Source organism: Streptomyces sp. CB02009 (assembly GCF_001905825.1).
Taxonomy (GTDB): Bacteria; Actinomycetota; Actinomycetes; order Streptomycetales; family Streptomycetaceae; genus Streptomyces.
Genome location: NZ_LIVV01000003.1, coordinates 703,167 through 720,940, shown reverse-complemented (window position 1 = coordinate 720,940; position 17,774 = coordinate 703,167). Strand labels below are relative to the sequence as shown.

Sequence of the window (17,774 nt, the reverse complement as noted above, 5' to 3'; positions counted from 1 at the left end):
GGCACACCCGGACTCATCCCCCGGGCGTGCCGCGCCCGCACCGCGCACACGCACAGCTTCACGACGCCTACGGGGGCATCATCGCCATGACAACACCGGACAACGACAAACTCGTCGAATACCTCAAGCGCCTCACCGTCGACCTCCACCAGTCCCGTCAGCGGGTCCGGGAGCTGGAGGCCGGCACCAACGACCCCATCGTGATCGTCGGCATGGGCTGCCGCTTCCCGGGCGGGGTGGACTCCCCCGAGGCGCTGTGGCAGGTCGTCGCCGAGCAGCGCGACGTCATCTCCGGACTCCCGACCGACCGCGGCTGGGACCTCGACGGTCTCTACCACCCGGACCCGGACCACGCCGGCACGTCCTATGTGCGCGACGGCGGGTTCCTGAGCGGTGCGGGCGAGTTCGACCCCGCGTTCTTCGGGATCGCCCCCCGTGAGGCGCTGGCGATGGACCCGCAGCAGCGGCTGCTCCTGGAGGTGTCGTGGGAGGCCCTGGAGCGGGCGGGGATCGCACCCGGAACGCTGCACGGGACATCGACTGGCGTGTTCCTGGGCGCGATCGCGCAGGAGTACGGTCCGCGACTCGGTGAGGCCGCGGCCAGTTCCGCCGGGTTCGGCCTGACGGGCACCACGTCGAGCGTCGCCTCGGGCCGGGTCGCGTACACCCTCGGCCTGCAGGGACCCGCGCTCACGGTGGACACGGCGTGCTCGTCGTCCCTGGTGGCACTGCATCTGGCCGTACAGGCCCTGCGGTCCGGCGAGTGCTCGCTCGCTCTCGCGGGCGGCGTGACGATCATGTCCACGCCCGGCATCTTCGTCGAGTTCTCGCGTCAGCGCGGACTCGCCACCGACGGCCGCTGCAAGTCCTTCTCCGCCGACGCCGACGGCACCGCATGGGCCGAAGGCGTAGGCGTCCTCGTCGTGGAGCGTCTGTCGGACGCCCGCCGCCTCGGGCACAAGATCCTCGCCGTCGTCGCCGGTACCGCCGTCAACCAGGACGGCGCCTCCAATGGACTCACCGCTCCCAGCGGCCCCGCGCAGGAGCGCGTGATCCGTGCCGCCGTCCAGGACGCCGGAGTCTCCTTCTCCGGAGTGGACGCGGTCGAGGCCCACGGCACCGGAACCGTCCTCGGCGACCCCATCGAAGCGCAGGCCCTCCTCGCCACCTACGGCAGCGCACGCGACGGTGGTCAGCCCCTGATGCTGGGCTCCCTCAAGTCGAACCTCGGTCACGCCCAAGCCGCCGCCGGCGTCGGCGGCGTCATCAAGATGGTCATGGCGCTGCACCACCATGAACTGCCCGCCTCCCTGAACGTCAGCAAGCCCACCGAACTCGTCGACTGGGAATCCGGCGGCGTCCAGGTCCTCACCGAGCCCCAGCCGTGGCCCGCCACCGAGGACCACACACGACGCGCCGGCGTCTCCTCCTTCGGCATCAGCGGCACCAACGCCCACGTCATCCTCGCCGAAGCACCCACAACGGAACCGGTCACCGAGGACACGACCGAAACAGCGCGTCCCGGCGACGCCCTGCCGTGGATGGTGTCGGCACGATCCACCGACGCACTCGCCGAGGCCGCCGGCCGACTGGCAGAGCACGTCCGCGCACGGCCCGAACTGCGCCCGGCCGACGTGGCGTTCTCCCTGGCCGCGAACCGGTCCGCCTTCGAGTCCCGCGCCATGATCCCCGGCACTGAAGGTTGCGACGGACTCCTCGCCGGTCTCGACGCACTCGCCTCCCGCGAGGTCGAGGGTGAGAACGGCGTGCCCTCTTCCCGTGCCGTGTTCGTGTTCCCGGGGCAGGGGTCGCAGTGGGCCGGGATGGCCGTCGAGCTGCTCGATTCCTCGCCCGTCTTCGCCCAGACCATCGCCGACTGCGAGGCAGCCCTCGCACCCTTCGTCGACTGGTCCCTCACCGCCGTCCTACGCGGCCAACCCGACGCCCCCGGCCTCGACCGCGTCGACATCGTCCAACCCGCCTCCTGGGCCATGATGATCGCCCTCGCCGCACTCTGGCGCAGCCACGGCATCCACCCCACAGCCGTCATCGGCCACTCCCAAGGCGAGATCGCCGCCGCCGTCGTCGCAGACGGACTCACCCTCCAGGACGGCGCCCGCATCATCGCCCTCCGCTCCCAAGCCCTCCGCGCCCTCTCCGGAGGCGGCGGCATGGCCTGGCTCAGCATCCCCGAAACCCAAGCCGAAGACATCCTCACCACCTGGCCCGGACAACTCACCGTCGCCGCCGTCAACGGCCCCACCTCCACCGTCGTCGCCGGCACACCCCACGCCCTCGACGCACTCCTCACCCACTGCGACACCAACGGAATCTGGGCACGCCGCATCCCCGTCGACTACGCCTCCCACTCCGCACACGTCGACGACATCCACGACACCCTCGCTATCCAACTCAAACACATCGCGCCCAAGTCCGGACGCATCGCCTTCCACTCCACCGTCACCGGCGGCATCCTCGACACCAGCGCACTCGACGCCGACTACTGGTTCCGCAACCTCCGCAGCAAAGTCCGCCTCGCAGACGTCATCACACAACTCGCCGCACCTGACGTCGTCTTCATCGAAGTCAGCGCGCATCCGGTGCTCATCTCGGGCATCACCGAGACCCTCGACGACACCGGCGCCGCCATCGGCACCCTCCACCGCAACAACGGCAGCCTCGAACGCTTCATCCACTCCGCCGCCGAAGCATGGACCCACGGCGTCATCGCCGACTGGACGACGCTCCTGGAGCCCTACCGGGCCCGTACGGTGGAGCTGCCGTCCTACCCCTTCCAGCGTCAGCACTTCTGGCTGGAGCCCGAGCCGGCCGCGACGGACGCCCGGGGACTCGGCCTGAACTCGGCAGGGCACCCGTTGCTGGGCGCCGTGGTCGAGCTCGTCGAGGAGGACCGGCTGGTGTACACGGGGCGGCTCGGCCTCGACACCCAGCCGTGGCTCGCCGATCACACCGTGCACGGCACGGTCCTGCTGCCCGGTACCGCGTTCCTCGAACTGTCGATGGCCGTGGGCGCCCGGATGGGCTGGCGGAGGCTCTCCGAACTCACCCTCCAGGCACCCCTGGTGCTGCCGCCGGACGAGGCCGTGCAGCTCCGGGTGACCGTCGAGCCGCCGAACGCGGACGGTCAGCGGGAGCTGGCCGTGCACTCGCGGCCGCAGGACGCCGAGGCGGGAGTTCCGTGGACGCGGCACGCCGCGGCCCTGCTCGACATCGAGGACGAGACGGCGGACTTCGACCTCGCCGAGTGGCCGCCGCCGGGCGCTCACGAGATCGACGTCGACACCCGCTACGACACGCTCTCCGAAGCCGGCTACGACTACGGCCCCTCCTTCCAGGGCCTGCGCGCCGCCTGGCGCGGCGGCCGTGACGTCTTCGCCGAGGTGAGCCTGCCCGCCGGTCTCGACGCCGCCTCCTTCGGCGTCCACCCGGCCGTGCTGGACGCCGCTCTGCACGCCGTGGGTCTGCTGCGCGAGGACGGCGGTACGGTCCTGCCGTTCTCCTGGTCCGGAGTCACGCGCCACACCGAGGGCGCGGACGCCCTGCGGGTGTGGCTCAGCGCCAAGGGCGAGGACGGGGTGAGCCTGCGCGTCAGCGACGGCACGGGCAAGCCCGTCCTGTCAGCGGAGTCCGTCACGATGCGGCCGTTCACCGCCGACCTGTCGGCCGCGCGCGGCACGGACGCGCTGTTCCGTCTGGAGTGGCAGCCTGTCCAGGCCACCGCGACCGACGTCGACGTGTGCCTGGTCGCCGATCTGGCCGAGGTGCCGGATCCCGTGCCGCAGCTCGTCGCCGTACGATGTCCGGGCTCGGCGCAGGACTCCGACAGCACAGGGGCCGGCCTCGCCGGGCACGCGCACCGCGCGGCGGGTTGGGCGCTGGCCCTGGTCCAGGAATGGCTGGCCGAACCCCGCTTCTCCGGCTCCCGACTCCTCGTCCTGACCGACGGGGCCGCCGGGCCCGATGTCACGAACCCCGACCAGGCCACCGTGTGGGGCCTGATCAGGACCGCTCAGTCCGAGCACCCCGACCGCTTCTCCCTGCTGGACACCGACGCGGACGCGGCGTACGACGTCGACGCCGTTCCCGGGGCCGTACTGGCCGAGCCGCAGCTCGCCCTGCGCGAGGGCACGGTCCTCGTCCCCCGGCTCGTCCGTCACACCGCCGTCGCCGACCTGGCCGGTGCCGCGCCGCTCGACCCGGACGGCTCGGTGCTCATCACCGGCGGAACCGGCGTCCTCGGCGCCTCGGTCGCACGACACCTGGTCACCGAACACGGTGCCCGCCGACTGCTCCTCGTCAGCCGGCGCGGGCCCGACGCCCCGGGTGCCGGGGAACTCGCCGAAGAGTTGCGTGGGTTGGGTGCGGACGTCACTCTGGCCGCCTGCGACACCGCCGACCGCGACGCGCTCGCACAGCTCCTCGACGGCGTACGGCTCACCGCCGTCGTCCACACCGCGGGCCTCCTCGACGACGGCGTGGTCGAGTCGCTGACTCCTGACCGGCTCGCCGCGGTGCTCCGCCCCAAGGTGGACGCCGCCGCACACCTCGACGAGCTCACCGCCGGCCAGGACCTCGCGGCGTTCGTCCTCTTCTCCTCCGTCGCGGGCGTGCTCGGCAACCCGGGCCAGGCCAACTACGCCGCCGGCAACGTCTTCCTCGACGCACTCGCCGCCCGCCGCCGGTCCTCCGGTCTCCCCGCGACCTCGCTCGCCTGGGGGCTGTGGGCCGAACGGACAGGGCTCACCGGCCACTTGGACGACAGCACTCTGTCGACCCGCGGCATCGCCCCGCTCTCCAACGAGCAGGGCCTCGAACTCCTCGACCGGGCACTCGGCGACGACGCGGCACTCCTCGTACCGGCCAGGCTCGACCCGGCCGCGCTGCGCTCCGACGCACTCGACGGGACCCTGTCCCCGGTGCTGCGCTCGCTGGTCCGGATCCCGCAGCGACGCCCCGGGGAGTCCGGTCTGCGCCGCAAGCTCGGCCGGCTGTCCGAGGAGGAGGGCCGCCGACTGCTGCTCGACCTCGTCCGCACCCACCTCGCCGCGGTCATCGGCCGCGACTCGGCGGACGGGATCGACCCGGACCAGCCGTTCAAGAGCTTCGGCGTCGACTCGCTGCTCGCCGTGCAGCTGCGGAACCGCCTCAACTCCGCGACCGGACTGCGCCTTCCGGCGACCCTCGTCTTCGACCACCCGACACCGGCGGCCGTCGTCGACGTCACGCTCGCGCTCGCACGGGAGCGGGCCGAGCGGGCCGCCCCGCAGCCCGTCGTCGCCGTCGCACCGCGTACGGACGACGACCCGATCGTGATCGTCGGCATGGGCTGCCGCTTCCCGGGAGGGGTGGACTCCCCCGAGGGACTGTGGCAGGTCGTCGCAGAACAGCGTGACGTCATCTCGGACTTCCCGACCGACCGCGGCTGGGACCTCGACGCCCTCTACCACCCGGACCCGGACCACTCGGGTACGTCGTACGTGCGACGTGGCGGATTCCTCCACGAGGCCGGCGAGTTCGACCCCGGGTTCTTCGGGATCTCGCCGCGTGAGGCGCTGGCGATGGACCCGCAGCAGCGGCTGCTCCTGGAGGTGTCGTGGGAGGCCCTGGAGCGGGCGGGGATCGCGCCCGGAACGCTGCACGGCAGCGACACGGGCGTGTTCGCCGGCATCATGTACCACGACTACGGCGGTGGCGGCCGGCTCCCGGAGGAGGCCGAGGGCCACTTCCTCACCGGCACGGCCGGCAGCGTCGCCACCGGCCGAGTCGCGTACACCCTGGGCCTGCAGGGTCAGGCTCTGACGGTGGACACGGCGTGCTCGTCGTCCCTGGTGGCGCTGCATCTCGCCGTGCGGGCCCTGCGGTCCGGCGAGTGCTCGCTCGCCCTCGCCGGTGGCGCCGCGGTCATGTCCACGCCCCACACGTTCATCGAGTTCTCGCGTCAGCGCGGGCTCGCGGCGGACGGCCGCATCAAGTCGTTCTCGGCGGACGCGGACGGCACCGCCTGGGCCGAGGGCGTCGGTGTGCTCGTGGTGGAGCGTCTGTCGGACGCCCGCCGCCTGGGCCATGAGGTTCTCGCTGTCGTCGCGGGTACGGCTGTGAACCAGGACGGCGCGTCGAACGGGCTCACCGCCCCCAGCGGCCCGGCGCAGGAGCGCGTCATCCGCGCCGCGGTCCAGGACGCCGGAGTCTCCTTCTCCGGTGTCGACGCGGTCGAGGCGCACGGCACCGGAACCGTCCTCGGCGACCCCATCGAGGCACAGGCCCTTCTGGCCACCTACGGCAGCGCACGCGACAACGACCGACCCCTGATGCTGGGGTCTCTCAAGTCCAACCTCGGACACGCCCAGGCCGCCGCCGGCGTCGGCGGCGTCATCAAAATGGTCATGGCCCTGCGCCACGGCGAAGTCCCCGCCTCGCTCAACGTCAGCAAGCCCACCGAACTCGTCGACTGGGAATCCGGCGGCGTCGAGGTCCTCACCGAGGCCCGCGCCTGGCCCGCCACCGAAGGAAAGGTCCGGCGGGCGGGAGTGTCGTCCTTCGGCATCAGCGGCACCAACGCCCACGTCATCCTCGCCGAAGCACCCACAACTGAACCGGCCACCGAGGAAGCGACCGAGACCGCGCGCCCCGGCGACGGTCTGCCGTGGATGGTGTCGGCACGGTCCGCCGACGCACTCGCCGACGCCGCCGGCCGACTCGCCGAGCACGTCCGCGCACGGCCCGAACTCCGCCCGGCCGACGTGGCGTTCTCCCTGGCCGCGAACCGGTCCGCCTTCGAGTCCCGCGCCATGATCCCCGGCACCGACGGCCGCGACGGACTCCTCGCCGGTCTCGACGCACTCGCCTCCCGCGAGGTCGACGCCGTCACCGCGGCGGTCTCCGGCGCGAAGCCGGGGCGCGCCTCGGGTGCTCCTGTCGTGTTCGTGTTCCCGGGGCAGGGGTCGCAGTGGGCCGGGATGGCCGTCGAGCTGCTCGATTCCTCGCCCGTCTTCGCCCAGACCATCGCCGAGTGCGAGGCAGCCCTCGCACCCTTCGTCGACTGGTCCCTCACCGCAGTCCTACGCGGCCAACCCGACGCCCCCGGCCTCGACCGCGTCGACGTCGTCCAGCCCGCCTCCTGGGCCATGATGATCGCCCTCGCCGCACTCTGGCGCAGCCACGGCATCCACCCCACAGCCGTCATCGGCCACTCCCAAGGCGAGATCGCCGCCGCCGTCGTCGCAGACGGACTCACCATCCAGGACGGCGCCCGCATCGTCGCCCTCCGCTCCCAAGCCCTCCGCGCCCTCTCCGGAGGCGGCGGCATGGCCTGGCTCAGCATCCCCGAAACCCAAGCCGAAGACATCCTCACCACCTGGCCCGGACAACTCACCGTCGCCGCCGTCAACGGCCCCACCTCCACCGTCGTCGCCGGCACACCCCACGCCCTCGACGCACTCCTCACCCACTGCGACACCACCGGAATCTGGGCACGCCGCATCCCCGTCGACTACGCCTCCCACTCCGCACACGTCGACGACATCCACGACACCCTCGCCACCGCCCTCCAAGACGTCGCACCCCGCACAGGCAAGATCGCCTTCCACTCCACCGTCACCGGCGGCATCCTCGACACCAGCGCACTCGACGCCGACTACTGGTTCCGCAACCTCCGCAGCAAAGTCCGCCTCGCCGACACCGTCACACAACTCGCCGCCCCCGACGTCCTCTTCATCGAAGTCAGCGCACATCCGGTGCTCATCTCCGGCATCACCGAAACCCTCGACGACACCGGCGCCGCCATCGGCACCCTCCACCGCAACAACGGCAGCCTCGAACGCTTCATCCACTCCGCCGCCGAAGCATGGACCCACGGCGCCACCATCGACTGGCCCACGCTCCTCCAGCCCTACCGGACCCACTCCACCGAGCTCCCCTCCTACCCCTTCCAGCGTCAGCATTACTGGCTCGCGCCCGAAGCCCCTTCCGTGGAGCCGGGCCCGTCCCTCCCGGCGGTGCCCGCCGCCGAGTCGGCAGGCCTGCTGGGCGTACGGCTTCCGTCCTCGCCCCTCGCACAGGCGCAGTTCTCGCCGCCGCTCGACCCGTCGGCGCACCCCTGCCTCGGCGACTTCGTGGTCGGCGGGCGGCCGGTGGTCAGCGCCGGAGTGTTCGTGGAGACGCTGATCGAGGCGGTCACCTCACTCGCCGGCCCGGGGCCCGTGTCCGTTCAGGACCTGGAGCTGCCCGTGGATCTGGCGCTCGCTCCGGCCGGCGTCGGGCGCGCTGCTCAACTCGTCTTGAACGACGACCGGTTCAGCTTCCACGCGCAGGATTCGGGCGGTGGCTGGCAATTGCACGCGCAGGCGCGGGCATGGTCGGGGGCGGCGGCCGCGCCGACGGTGGCGCTCGCGGCGGGCGGGTCGGGCCGTGAGCTGTCCGGCGACGAGCTGTACCGGCTGCTGTGGCAGCGTGCGCTGTACCTGGGTTCCGCCGCGCGCTGGGTGGAGCGGATCAGGCTCGGCCGCGAGGAGGCCACGGCCGAGATCCGGTCCGCGGTGTCCGGCGAGGCCGAGGCGTACGTGATCCACCCCGGGCTCGTCGACGCGATGTTCCAGACCGCGCTGGCCTGCTTCCCCGCGGACGGTCCGGCGCTCGTGCCCGTCGGTCTCGAACGCTTCGTCCACTACGACCGCGGCGGCCCCCAGGACGGGCTGCGATGTCATGCCGAGCTGTTCGAAGGCGGCGCCCGGGCACGTATCCGGCTCGTGTCGGCGAACGGCCGGCTGGTGGCCGAGGCCGACGGCGTACGGTTCGCCCCCGCCCTGGCCCGGTCGATGCCGGCCCCTGAGTCGATGGCGAACCCGGAGTCGGTGACGGTCCCGGAAACAGTGGCGGCCCCGGAGTCGGCCCAGGCACCGGCGGCGCACCACGGACCCGCGGCCGTGCGGCCTCCGGCTCCGGCTCCGGCGCCCGAGGCGCGCCCGGGCGCCGTGGCCCCCGCTGTCGTCACCGCGGCGGCTTCGGAGGAGGCCGCCGGGGCGACGCCCGTCGTGGAGCCCGACGCGGTGCGGGCCTTCGTGACCCGGACCGTCGCCCGGGCCCTCGGGACGGCGGCGGCCCGGCTCGACGCCCGGCAGTCGCTGCAGGCCCTCGGGCTGGACTCGCTGATCGCGATGAAGATCCGGACGTCGCTGAACAAGGAGTTCGACGTCCTGCTGCCGATGGCGGCGTTCCTCGAAGGCCGCTGCGCCGAGGACCTCGCCGACGACATACTGGCCGCTCTCGGCTCCGGTACGGAGAGCCAGGAGGGTGCGGAGGCGGCAGAGGCCGGCGGCGATGCCGTCGTGGCCGCGGACGACTCCGATCAGTACGCGCCGTTCGGTCTGACCGACCTCCAGCAGGCCTACCTCGTGGGACGCGGCGACGCCTTCGAACTCGGCAACACCTCCACGTACTTCCAGATCGAGATCGACCTGGAGAACGTGGATCTGGAGCGGCTCGGCGCGTCCTTCCGGGCGATGATCGAGCGCCACGACATGCTGCGCGCGGTGTTCACCACCGAGGGCGAGCAGCGGATCCGGCGTGACGTCCCGGCCTATGTGATCCGGGAGACCGACGCCTCCGCCCTGGACCCGGCCGAGCGCGAGGCCGAACTGGTCGCCGTGCACGAGGAGATGCGGCACCAGGTCTTCGACACGACGCGCTGGCCGCTGTTCGACGTGCGGGTGACCCGTGTCGACGAGCGGGTGATCCGGCTGCACGCCGGCTTCGACGCGCTGATCATCGACGGTTTCAGCACGTCGATCCTGTTCAAGGAGTGGGCGGCGCACTACTGCGGTGAGACGTTGCCCGAACTGCGGCTGCGCTACCGGGACTACGTCAGGGAGGCCCGCGCCCTGGAGGCCGGACCCGAGTACGACCGTGCGCTCGCCTACTGGCGTGACCGGCTCGACACCCTGCCGCCCGCTCCCCAACTCCCCCTGGCGGTAGCCCCGTCCAGCCTGGAGCGGCCGGTGTTCAACCACCGTGGCGCGACGCTGGCCAAGGAGGACTGGGACCGGTTCAAGCAGCACGCGGCCGCGGCCGGGGTCAGCCCGTCGGCGGCCCTGTGCACCGCGTACGCGCAGGTCATCGCGGAGTGGAGTGCCAGTCCCGACTTCTGCCTGAACCTGCTCTACTTCAACCGGCTGCCGCTGCACCCGCAGGTCGACGACGTCATCGGCCAGTTCTCCACGACCCTGATGCTGGAGATCAGGGACACGGCGACCGACTCGTTCGCCACCCGCGCCTCCGCGGTGCAGAGCCGGCTGTGGAGCGACATGGAGCACAGCCAGGTCAGCGGTGTGCAGGTGCTCCGGGAGCTGAACCGGGCGCGGGGCGCCTCGGTGCGGGCCGCCGCGCCGGTCGTCTTCACCAGCCTGGTGAACCTGGCCGACCAGCAGGACGCCGAGCGCGGCGGAGTCGTGCGGCACCTCGCCGGGATCGGTGAGAACGGCCGTCAGGTGAGCAGTTCGGTCCGCACCCCGCAGGTGTGGCTGGACCACCAGGCGGTCGAGGAGGCGGGTGAGCTGCTCCTGAACTGGGATGTGATCGAGGAGCTGTTCCCGGCGGGCTGCGTCGACGCGATGTTCGCCGCGTACCAGCGGACGCTGCGCGACCTGTCCCGCGACGCGGCGGCCTGGCAGCGGCCGAGGCCCGCCCTCGCGCCGGCCGCCGACCTGGACGTACGGGCCGAGGCCAACGCCACCGACGGGCCGGTGCCCGACGGGCTGCTGCACGACGCCGTGCTCGCCCGGGCGGCGGAGACGCCCGACGCTCCGGCGGTCGTCACGAAGTCGCTGACCCTGACATACGCGGATCTCGAGCGGAGGTCCCACCAGGTGGGCCACCGGCTGCGCGCGCTGGGGGCCGGACCCGGCGACCTGGTCGGCATCGTCATGGACAAGGGCTGGGAGCAGGTCGTCGCGGCCCTCGGCATCCTGCGGGCGGGTGCGGCGTACGTGCCGATCGACGCCCGGGTGCCCGCCGAGCGGCTGCGTGTGCTGCTCGACAGCGCCGGGATCAGCCAGGTGGTCACCCAGCCGTGGGTGGACGACAGCGCCGACTGGCCGCGGGACGTGGCCAGGACCGTGGTGCGGACCGACGAGAAGGCCGGCGAGACGGCCGGCGAAGAGGCCGATGGAAGGGCCGATGGCGAGGCCGGTGGAGGGGCCGCAGGGCAGGGCGACGGCGCGGGCCGGGAGCCGTTCGGCGAGCTCGAGCCTCTCGGGCCGTCCGGCGCCAAGCCCACCGACCTCGCCTATGTGATCTTCACTTCGGGCTCCACCGGGCTGCCCAAGGGCGTGATGATCGAGCACGGCGCGGCCCTGAACACGATCGTGGACATCAACGAGCGCTATCGCGTCACCGCGGCGGACCGGGCGCTCGGCCTGTCCGCGATGCACTTCGACCTGTCGGTCTACGACGTCTTCGGACTGCTCTCGGCGGGCGGCGCCCTGGTGCTGCCCGAGCCGTCGGCGCACCGCGAGCCCGCCCGCTGGGCGGAGCTCGTCACCGAGCACGGGGTGACGATCTGGAACAGCGTGCCCGCGCTGATGGAGATGTTCACCGAGCACGCCCTCGCGAACCGGCTCACCGGGCTGCCGCTGCGGCTGGTCATGATGAGCGGGGACTGGATCCCGGTGAACCTGCCGGGCCGGATCCGGCTGCTCCTCGATGATGCCGAGCTGTGGAGCCTCGGCGGCGCCACCGAGGCGTCGATCTGGTCGATCCTGCACCCCATCGGGGAGGTCACCGAGGACTGCGTGAGCATTCCCTACGGCAAGGCGATGCGCAACCAGCGGTTCCACGTGCTCGACGGCGCGATGCGACCGTGCCCCGTGTGGGTCCCCGGCGACCTCTACATCGCCGGGGTCGGCCTGGCCCGCGGCTATCTGAACGACGAGGCCAAGACCAGCGCCGCCTTCCTGCGCCACCCGGTCACCGGTGAGCGGCTCTACCGCACCGGCGACCTGGGACGCTACCTGCCCGACGGCACCATCGAGTTCCTCGGCCGCCAGGACTCGCAGGTCAAGATCCAGGGCTACCGCATCGAACTGGGCGAGGTGGAGGCCGCTCTCACCCAGTGCGAGGGCGTACGGGCCGCCGCGGTCGTCGCGGCGGGCGAGCAGCACGGGCCCAAGCGGCTGATCGCGTACGTGGTCCTCGACGACGGGCGCGACGACACCGAGCAGCGGATCACCGAGTCGCTGCGCAAGGTGGTCCCGCAGCACCTGGTGCCGCAGCGCATCCTGGTCCTGGACGAGCTGCCGCTCAGCGACAACGGCAAGGTCAACCGGGCGGCGCTGCCCGCTCCCGACGAGGTCGCCGCCGAGGGCGCTGGCTTCGTCGCCCCCCGCGACGCGGTGGAACACCGACTCGCGGAGATCTGGGCGGAGTTCTTCGGCGTCACCGAGATCGGGGTGACCGCGAGCTTCTTCGACCTCGGCGGGGACTCTCTGCTGGCGGTGCGGCTGATGGCCAGGATCGCCCGCGGTCTGGGCCGCAGCCTGCCGCTCTCCACCCTGTTCGCCCGGCCGACGATCGAGCTGCTGGCCCAGGCGGTCCGGGAGGCGGGCAGCGCCGAGGACGGCCGCAGGGCCCTCGTCCCGGTACGCACCACGGGCTGGCGGACTCCGCTGGTGTTCGTGCACCCGGTCGGCGGTGACGTGCTCTGCTACGCGGAGCTCGCCGAACTGCTGGGCCACGACCAGCCGTTCTACGCGCTGCAGCTGCCGGACACGGAGCTGCTCAGCGTGGAGGACATGGCCGCCCACTACGTCGCCGCGGTCCGCGAGGCGCTGCCCGAGGGCCCGTACCGCGTCGGCGGCTGGTCGATGGGCGGTGTGATCGCCCTGGAGATGGCGGCCCAGCTCACCGCGGCGGGAGCCGAGGTCGAACTGCTCGCCGTGGTCGACCTGATGGAGCGACCCGGCCCGGCCGAGGGCGCGCCGGTCTCCGACGAGGTGCTGCTGTCCTGGTTCGCCCGGGATCTGGCGGGCCTCGCCGGGGTGGCGTGGGAGCTGCCGGCCGAGGCGTTCGACGGCCGTCCGCCGGTGGAGGTGCTGCACGCCGAGGCGCGTGCGGCCGGGGCGCTGTCCGAGGACATCGACCTCGACACGCTGAGCTCCATCGTCGGCCGGTTCCAGAGCAACTACCGTGCTCTGCTGCGGTACGCGCCCCGCTCCTTCGCCGGGCGTGTGCTGTCGCTGCGGGCGGCGGACGGCGGCGCGTCCGTCGACACCGCGTCCCGCTGGATGGAGTACTTCCCCGGCGACGCCGCCCTCGTCGACGTCCCCGGCGACCACTACACGGTGATGCGCGGTGAGCGGCTGCGGGTCCTCGCGGGCGAGCTGAGCCGGGCTCTCGGCGCCCACTGAACCGACCCGGCCGGGCCGCCCCTCCGGCGGCCCGGCCGATCCACCCCGGACCGGGCCCTCGGGTTCCAGGGGCCCGGTCCATGAGATGAGGACGATCGGTATGGGAATTGATCAGGCCGACCCGGTGCGGCGGCAGGCCGGTGGGCGGACGAGCACGCTGCCGGCCGCCGTGCCGGTCGCCGTCGTCGGAGCGGGCCAGTCCGGGCTCGCCGTCGGGTACCACCTCCGGCAGGCCGGTGTGGAGTGCGTGCTGCTCGACGCGGGCAGCGAGGTCGGCGAGACGTGGGAGCGCCGCTGGGACTCGCTGACGCTGTTCACCTCCGCGCAGTTCTCCGGACTGCCGGGCCTGCCCTTCCCCGGCGACGGACGGCACTACCCCGGCAAGGACGAGGTGGCGGCGTACCTGCGGGACTACGCCGAGCGGTTCGACCTGCCGGTGCTGCCGGACCACCGGGTGCTGTCGGTACGCAGGGACGGTGACGGCTATCTGCTGCGCACGACGCGCGGCGAGTGCCGGGCGGGGCAGGTCGTGATCGCGACCGGGGCGTTCGGCATACCCCGTCTTCCGGAGTTCGCCGCCGCGCTGAGCCCGGACGTGGCCACCCTGCACACCAGCGAGTACCGGAGCCCCGCGCGGCTGGCGCCGGGGACCGTGGTGGTCGTGGGTGACGGCAACTCCGGCCGGCAGATCGCCGCGGAGCTGTCCGCGACCCACGACGTGGTGCTGAGCTGCGGCGAGGCCGTGTCACCGCCCCTGCCGCAGACGGTCGTCGGCCGGGACATGTTCTGGTGGATGAGCGTCCTCGGGGTGATGCGTCTGCCCGTGAGCATGCAGGCGCCCGACCCGGTCGTCGGCGACCGGGTGCCCGAACTGGTCGCGGCGGGCGCGATCCGGACCGCGGGCCGCGTCGTCGCGGCCGAGGGCGCCGAGCTCCTCGTCGCGGACGGCGAACGCCTCAAGCCGTCCACGGTGATCTGGGCGACGGGCTTCCGCACCGACTGGAGCTGGCTCGACCCCGAGATGCTCGACGTCGACGGGCAGCCCCGGCACACCGAGGGCGCGGGAGCCGTGCCCGGCAGCCACTACCTGGGGCTGTACCGGATGCGGACCCGCGGCTCGGCGCTGATCGGCTTCGTCGGGCACGACGCCGAGCACGTCGCGACGGCGCTCGTCGCCACCGCCCGGAGCAGGGCCACCACGACCACTCCGCCCACGACGGAAGGCCAGGCGTCATGACCAGTGCCACCTCCACCGAACTCGATGTGCTCGGGGCGCTGCTGGCGTTCGACTTCATCGGCTTCGCCCAGAAGTCGGCCGCTCTCGACCCCACCGGACCGCGGTACGGCGAGGCGGTCGGCGTCGCCTTCGGGATCGCCGCCCGCCGGCGCTTCCCGCAGGGGGCCACGCCGCGGGAGGTCAGCGGGTACGTCGCGGAGGTCCTCGGCTCGCTGGACGCCGGCGCGGAGGACTTCGACCCCGTGTTCCTCGAAGGCCTGGTCACGGCCGGGCTCGACGAGGGCTCGGTGCCCGGCGGTGAGCACCCGGACCCCGAGACGACGATCCAGGCCCGGCTGGTGCTGACGCTCCGGCTGGTCCGGGAGCTGGGACTCGACGCCGACCGGCAGCGGGAGCTGCTGGCGGAGACGGCGGACCGGCTGGCGGCCTGAGGCCGTTCACGGGGCCGGGAGCGGCGCCCCGGGCGGTCCTGGTGCTCTCCGGGACCGCCCGGGGCGCGCCGCGCCGTACGGTCCCGGAGCGCCGCTCCCCCGCTCCTCCGTTCACCACCGGGGTGCCGCGCCTCCGTTCACCCGCGGAGTGCCGCTCCCCCGTTCACTCCCCGGGCGCCCCGGGCCCCGTGGGCGTCTGCGCGTCGGAGTCGCCGGGGGTCGGGACCCAGACGTCCAGCGCCCCTTGCGCGTACAGGGTCCGTACGGCCCGCTTGTCGTACTTGCCGACGCTGGTCTTGGGGACCGCGTCCACGAACGACCAGCGCTCCGGCACCCACCAGCGCGCCACCCTGCCGGTCAGGAACTCCCGCAGCTCGTCCCCGTCGGTCTCGGCTCCCGGCACCAACGACACGCAGACGAGCGGGCGTTCCTCCCAGCGCGGGTCGGGCACGCCGACCACGGCCGCTTCGAGGACCGCGGGGTGCTCGATGATCGCGTTCTCCAGCTCGATGGTGGAGATCCACTCGCCGCCGCTCTTGATGCCGTCCTTGAGGCGGTCGCTCACCACCACCCAGCCGCCCGGCTCGATCACGCCGAGGTCGCCGGTGCGCAGCCAGCCGTCGTGGAACTTCTCCGGGGAGTCGGGGGTGTTGTGGTACGAGCCGGTGACCCAGGGTCCGCGCAGCTCCAGTTCGCCCACCGAGGTGCCGTCCCAGGGCTGTTCGGTGCCGTCCTCGGCGATCAGCCGCACGTCGACGTAGGGCATCACCCGGCCGCTCTTGGCCAGCCAGCCGACCTCCTCCTCGTCCGGGGTGCCGTACGGGGGGACCGCGAAGGTGGCGAGGGGGCTGGTCTCGGTGAGTCCCCAGCCCTGTACGAGGCGGACACCGTAGCGGTCCTTGAGCTGCTGCAGCAGGGCGCGCGGCGGGGTCGCGCCGCCGCAGCCCGCGAGCCGAACGCTGCTGAGGTCCAGCGGGTGCCGCTCGCCGTGGTGGACCAGGGCGTTCCAGATCGTGCAGATCGCGGCCACCGCGGTGGGCCGCTCCTCGTTGATGATGCGGACCAGGTCCGGGGTGTGCAGCTGCCGGCCGTTCATGATCAGGTCGGAACCGGCGAGCCAGGCGGAGTACGGCCAGCCCCAGGCGTTGGCGTGGAACATCGGCACGATCGGCAGGACGCGGTCGCCGTCGTGCATGGCGAAGCCGGAGCCGCCCGAGACCCCGAGGGTGTGCAGGGTGATCGAGCGGTGGCTGTAGGCCACGCCCTTGGGGTCCCCGGTGGTGCCGGTGGTGTAGCAGAGGGCGGCCGCGTCCCGCTCGTCGAGGTCGGGCCAGTCGTAGCCGGGCCGTTCGGCCGCGATGAGGTCGTCCCAGCGGTGCACGGCGATGTGTCCGGGCAGGTCGGCCTCCGGCGCGCCGCCGATGACGACCACGTGCCGTACGCTGCCGAGCCGGTCCCGCAGCGGGGTGAGCATGTCCTGGAGGGTCGAGTCGACCAGGAGGACGGAGTCCTCGGCGTGCTCGACGACGTAGCCCAACTGGTCCGGGTGGAGACGGAGGTTGAGCGTGTGCAGTACGGCCCCCATGCTCGGTACGGCGAGATAGGCGACCAGGTGCTCGGGGGTGTTCCAGGCGAGCGTGGCGACGCGCTCGCCGATCCGTACCCCCAACCCCGTCAGTGCGGAAGCCAGTTACTCGGCCTGGGCCGCGATGTCGGCGAAGGTCTGTAAGGACCGTACGATCCGCGCGTCGGCACATCGGACCACCCGGCTGTCCGCGTACACGCGTTGCCCGTGGGTGAGGAGGTCGCGGACGAGCAGTTCGCGGTCCTGCATCGTGCTCTTCATGGTGCGGCTCCTTGGAGGTCGCGCCGTCAGAAGGGCGGAGCCTGCCCCTGGGGCGGAGCCGGCTCCGACGCTGGGTGACGGCTCTGAGGGTGCTGCGGGAGAGGGAGGGTGGCGGGGATTTCGCGAACGGCGGCGGGCGTGGGTGGCGGCAGCGCGCCGTCACCCACGCCCGCCCGGCCGGGGCCGGTGCGTCGGGTCAGCCCAGGTACTGGATGTCCCCCACCAGGGTGGCGCTGACGTGGTCGTGATCGAGGAGGTTGACCCGGGCGTTCATCTTGCCGCTGCCGGCGACCATCGCGTAGTTGCCGGTACCGCCGGTGATCTTGAACGTGCCGGTCGGGTAGACCAGGGTGGCCGTCGACACCGGCGCGGTGAGCGCGTAGCTGAAGTTGAGCTTGTCGCCGTCCGCCTCGGTGAGCGTCAGCGTCCCCTTGATGTCGTACTTGCCGGGTATGGTCGCGAGACAGACCACCTCGGTCTGGGACCAGGTGGCGCTGCCGACCGGCTTGCCGGTGGCGGTCCCCGTCCCCACCACGTTGTAGCCGTTGCAGCCCACGGTGTCCGGATGCGTGGTCGCGACCACGCTGAAGTTCGAGGCGATGTCGACGGTGGGCAGCCAGGTGTCGGCGACGATGCCCGCGCGGTCCGCCTCGCTGGCGAACGTGACGCCGGCCGTTCCGCCGGTGACGAGTAAGGCCGCGGCCGCCACCGCTGCCGCGCGCGCGAGCCATCGGTTCGTGAGGCTTGTCATCTTCTCCCCCGTAATGGTGCGGAAACTGCTCAACTGCGCCTATATGCAGGCCTGTTGGGGACAGCTTCCCCGATCGAAAGCCCTTCCGTCG

General features: G+C 72.6%; 6 protein-coding genes. 3 read left to right on the top strand and 3 right to left on the bottom strand.

The genetic code is table 11. The annotated features are described in order from the left end of the window. Nucleotides 1-86: 86 nt before the first annotated feature. The 3 genes from AMK27_RS15870 to AMK27_RS15860 all read left to right on the top strand — a co-directional run bounded on the left by AMK27_RS15870 (nucleotide 87) and on the right by AMK27_RS15860 (nucleotide 15,086). Nucleotides 87-13,418, top strand: coding sequence for a non-ribosomal peptide synthetase/type I polyketide synthase (locus AMK27_RS15870; RefSeq protein WP_143204859.1), 13,332 nt, complete (start codon nucleotides 87-89; stop codon nucleotides 13,416-13,418). A gap of 100 nt (nucleotides 13,419-13,518) precedes the next feature. Then, a complete protein-coding gene (locus tag AMK27_RS15865; RefSeq protein WP_079188456.1) occupies nucleotides 13,519-14,655 on the top strand; it encodes a flavin-containing monooxygenase in 1,137 nt (378 codons plus the stop codon). Further along, complete coding sequence (locus tag AMK27_RS15860; RefSeq protein ID WP_073907258.1) at nucleotides 14,652-15,086, top strand: hypothetical protein; 435 nt, start codon at nucleotides 14,652-14,654, stop codon at nucleotides 15,084-15,086. The genes AMK27_RS15865 and AMK27_RS15860 overlap by 4 nt, the downstream gene beginning before the upstream one ends. 163 nt (nucleotides 15,087-15,249) lie before the next feature. Here the strand turns inward: AMK27_RS15860 and AMK27_RS15855 are convergent, their stop codons facing one another. From AMK27_RS15855 to AMK27_RS15850, 3 genes are all read right to left on the bottom strand, one after another. Further along, a complete protein-coding gene (locus tag AMK27_RS15855; protein ID WP_445194850.1) occupies nucleotides 15,250-16,755 on the bottom strand; it encodes a long-chain-fatty-acid--CoA ligase in 1,506 nt (501 codons plus the stop codon). Nucleotides 16,756-16,776: 21 nt separating this feature from the next. After that, on the bottom strand, nucleotides 16,777-16,932 hold the full coding sequence (locus AMK27_RS44350; RefSeq protein ID WP_338014310.1) for a hypothetical protein: 156 nt from the start codon (nucleotides 16,930-16,932) through the stop codon (nucleotides 16,777-16,779). 196 nt (nucleotides 16,933-17,128) lie between these two features. Next, a complete protein-coding gene (locus tag AMK27_RS15850; protein WP_143204858.1) occupies nucleotides 17,129-17,683 on the bottom strand; it encodes a hypothetical protein in 555 nt (184 codons plus the stop codon). Nucleotides 17,684-17,774 lie beyond the last annotated feature (91 nt).

Coding starts and splice junctions, on each gene's coding strand:
- AMK27_RS15870 (WP_143204859.1), top strand. CDS start 87: ATGACAACACCGGACAACGACAAACTCGTCGAATACCTCAAGCGCCTC.
- AMK27_RS15865 (WP_079188456.1), top strand. CDS start 13,519: ATGGGAATTGATCAGGCCGACCCGGTGCGGCGGCAGGCCGGTGGGCGG.
- AMK27_RS15860 (WP_073907258.1), top strand. CDS start 14,652: ATGACCAGTGCCACCTCCACCGAACTCGATGTGCTCGGGGCGCTGCTG.
- AMK27_RS44350 (WP_338014310.1), bottom strand. CDS start 16,932: ATGAAGAGCACGATGCAGGACCGCGAACTGCTCGTCCGCGACCTCCTC.
- AMK27_RS15850 (WP_143204858.1), bottom strand. CDS start 17,683: ATGACAAGCCTCACGAACCGATGGCTCGCGCGCGCGGCAGCGGTGGCG.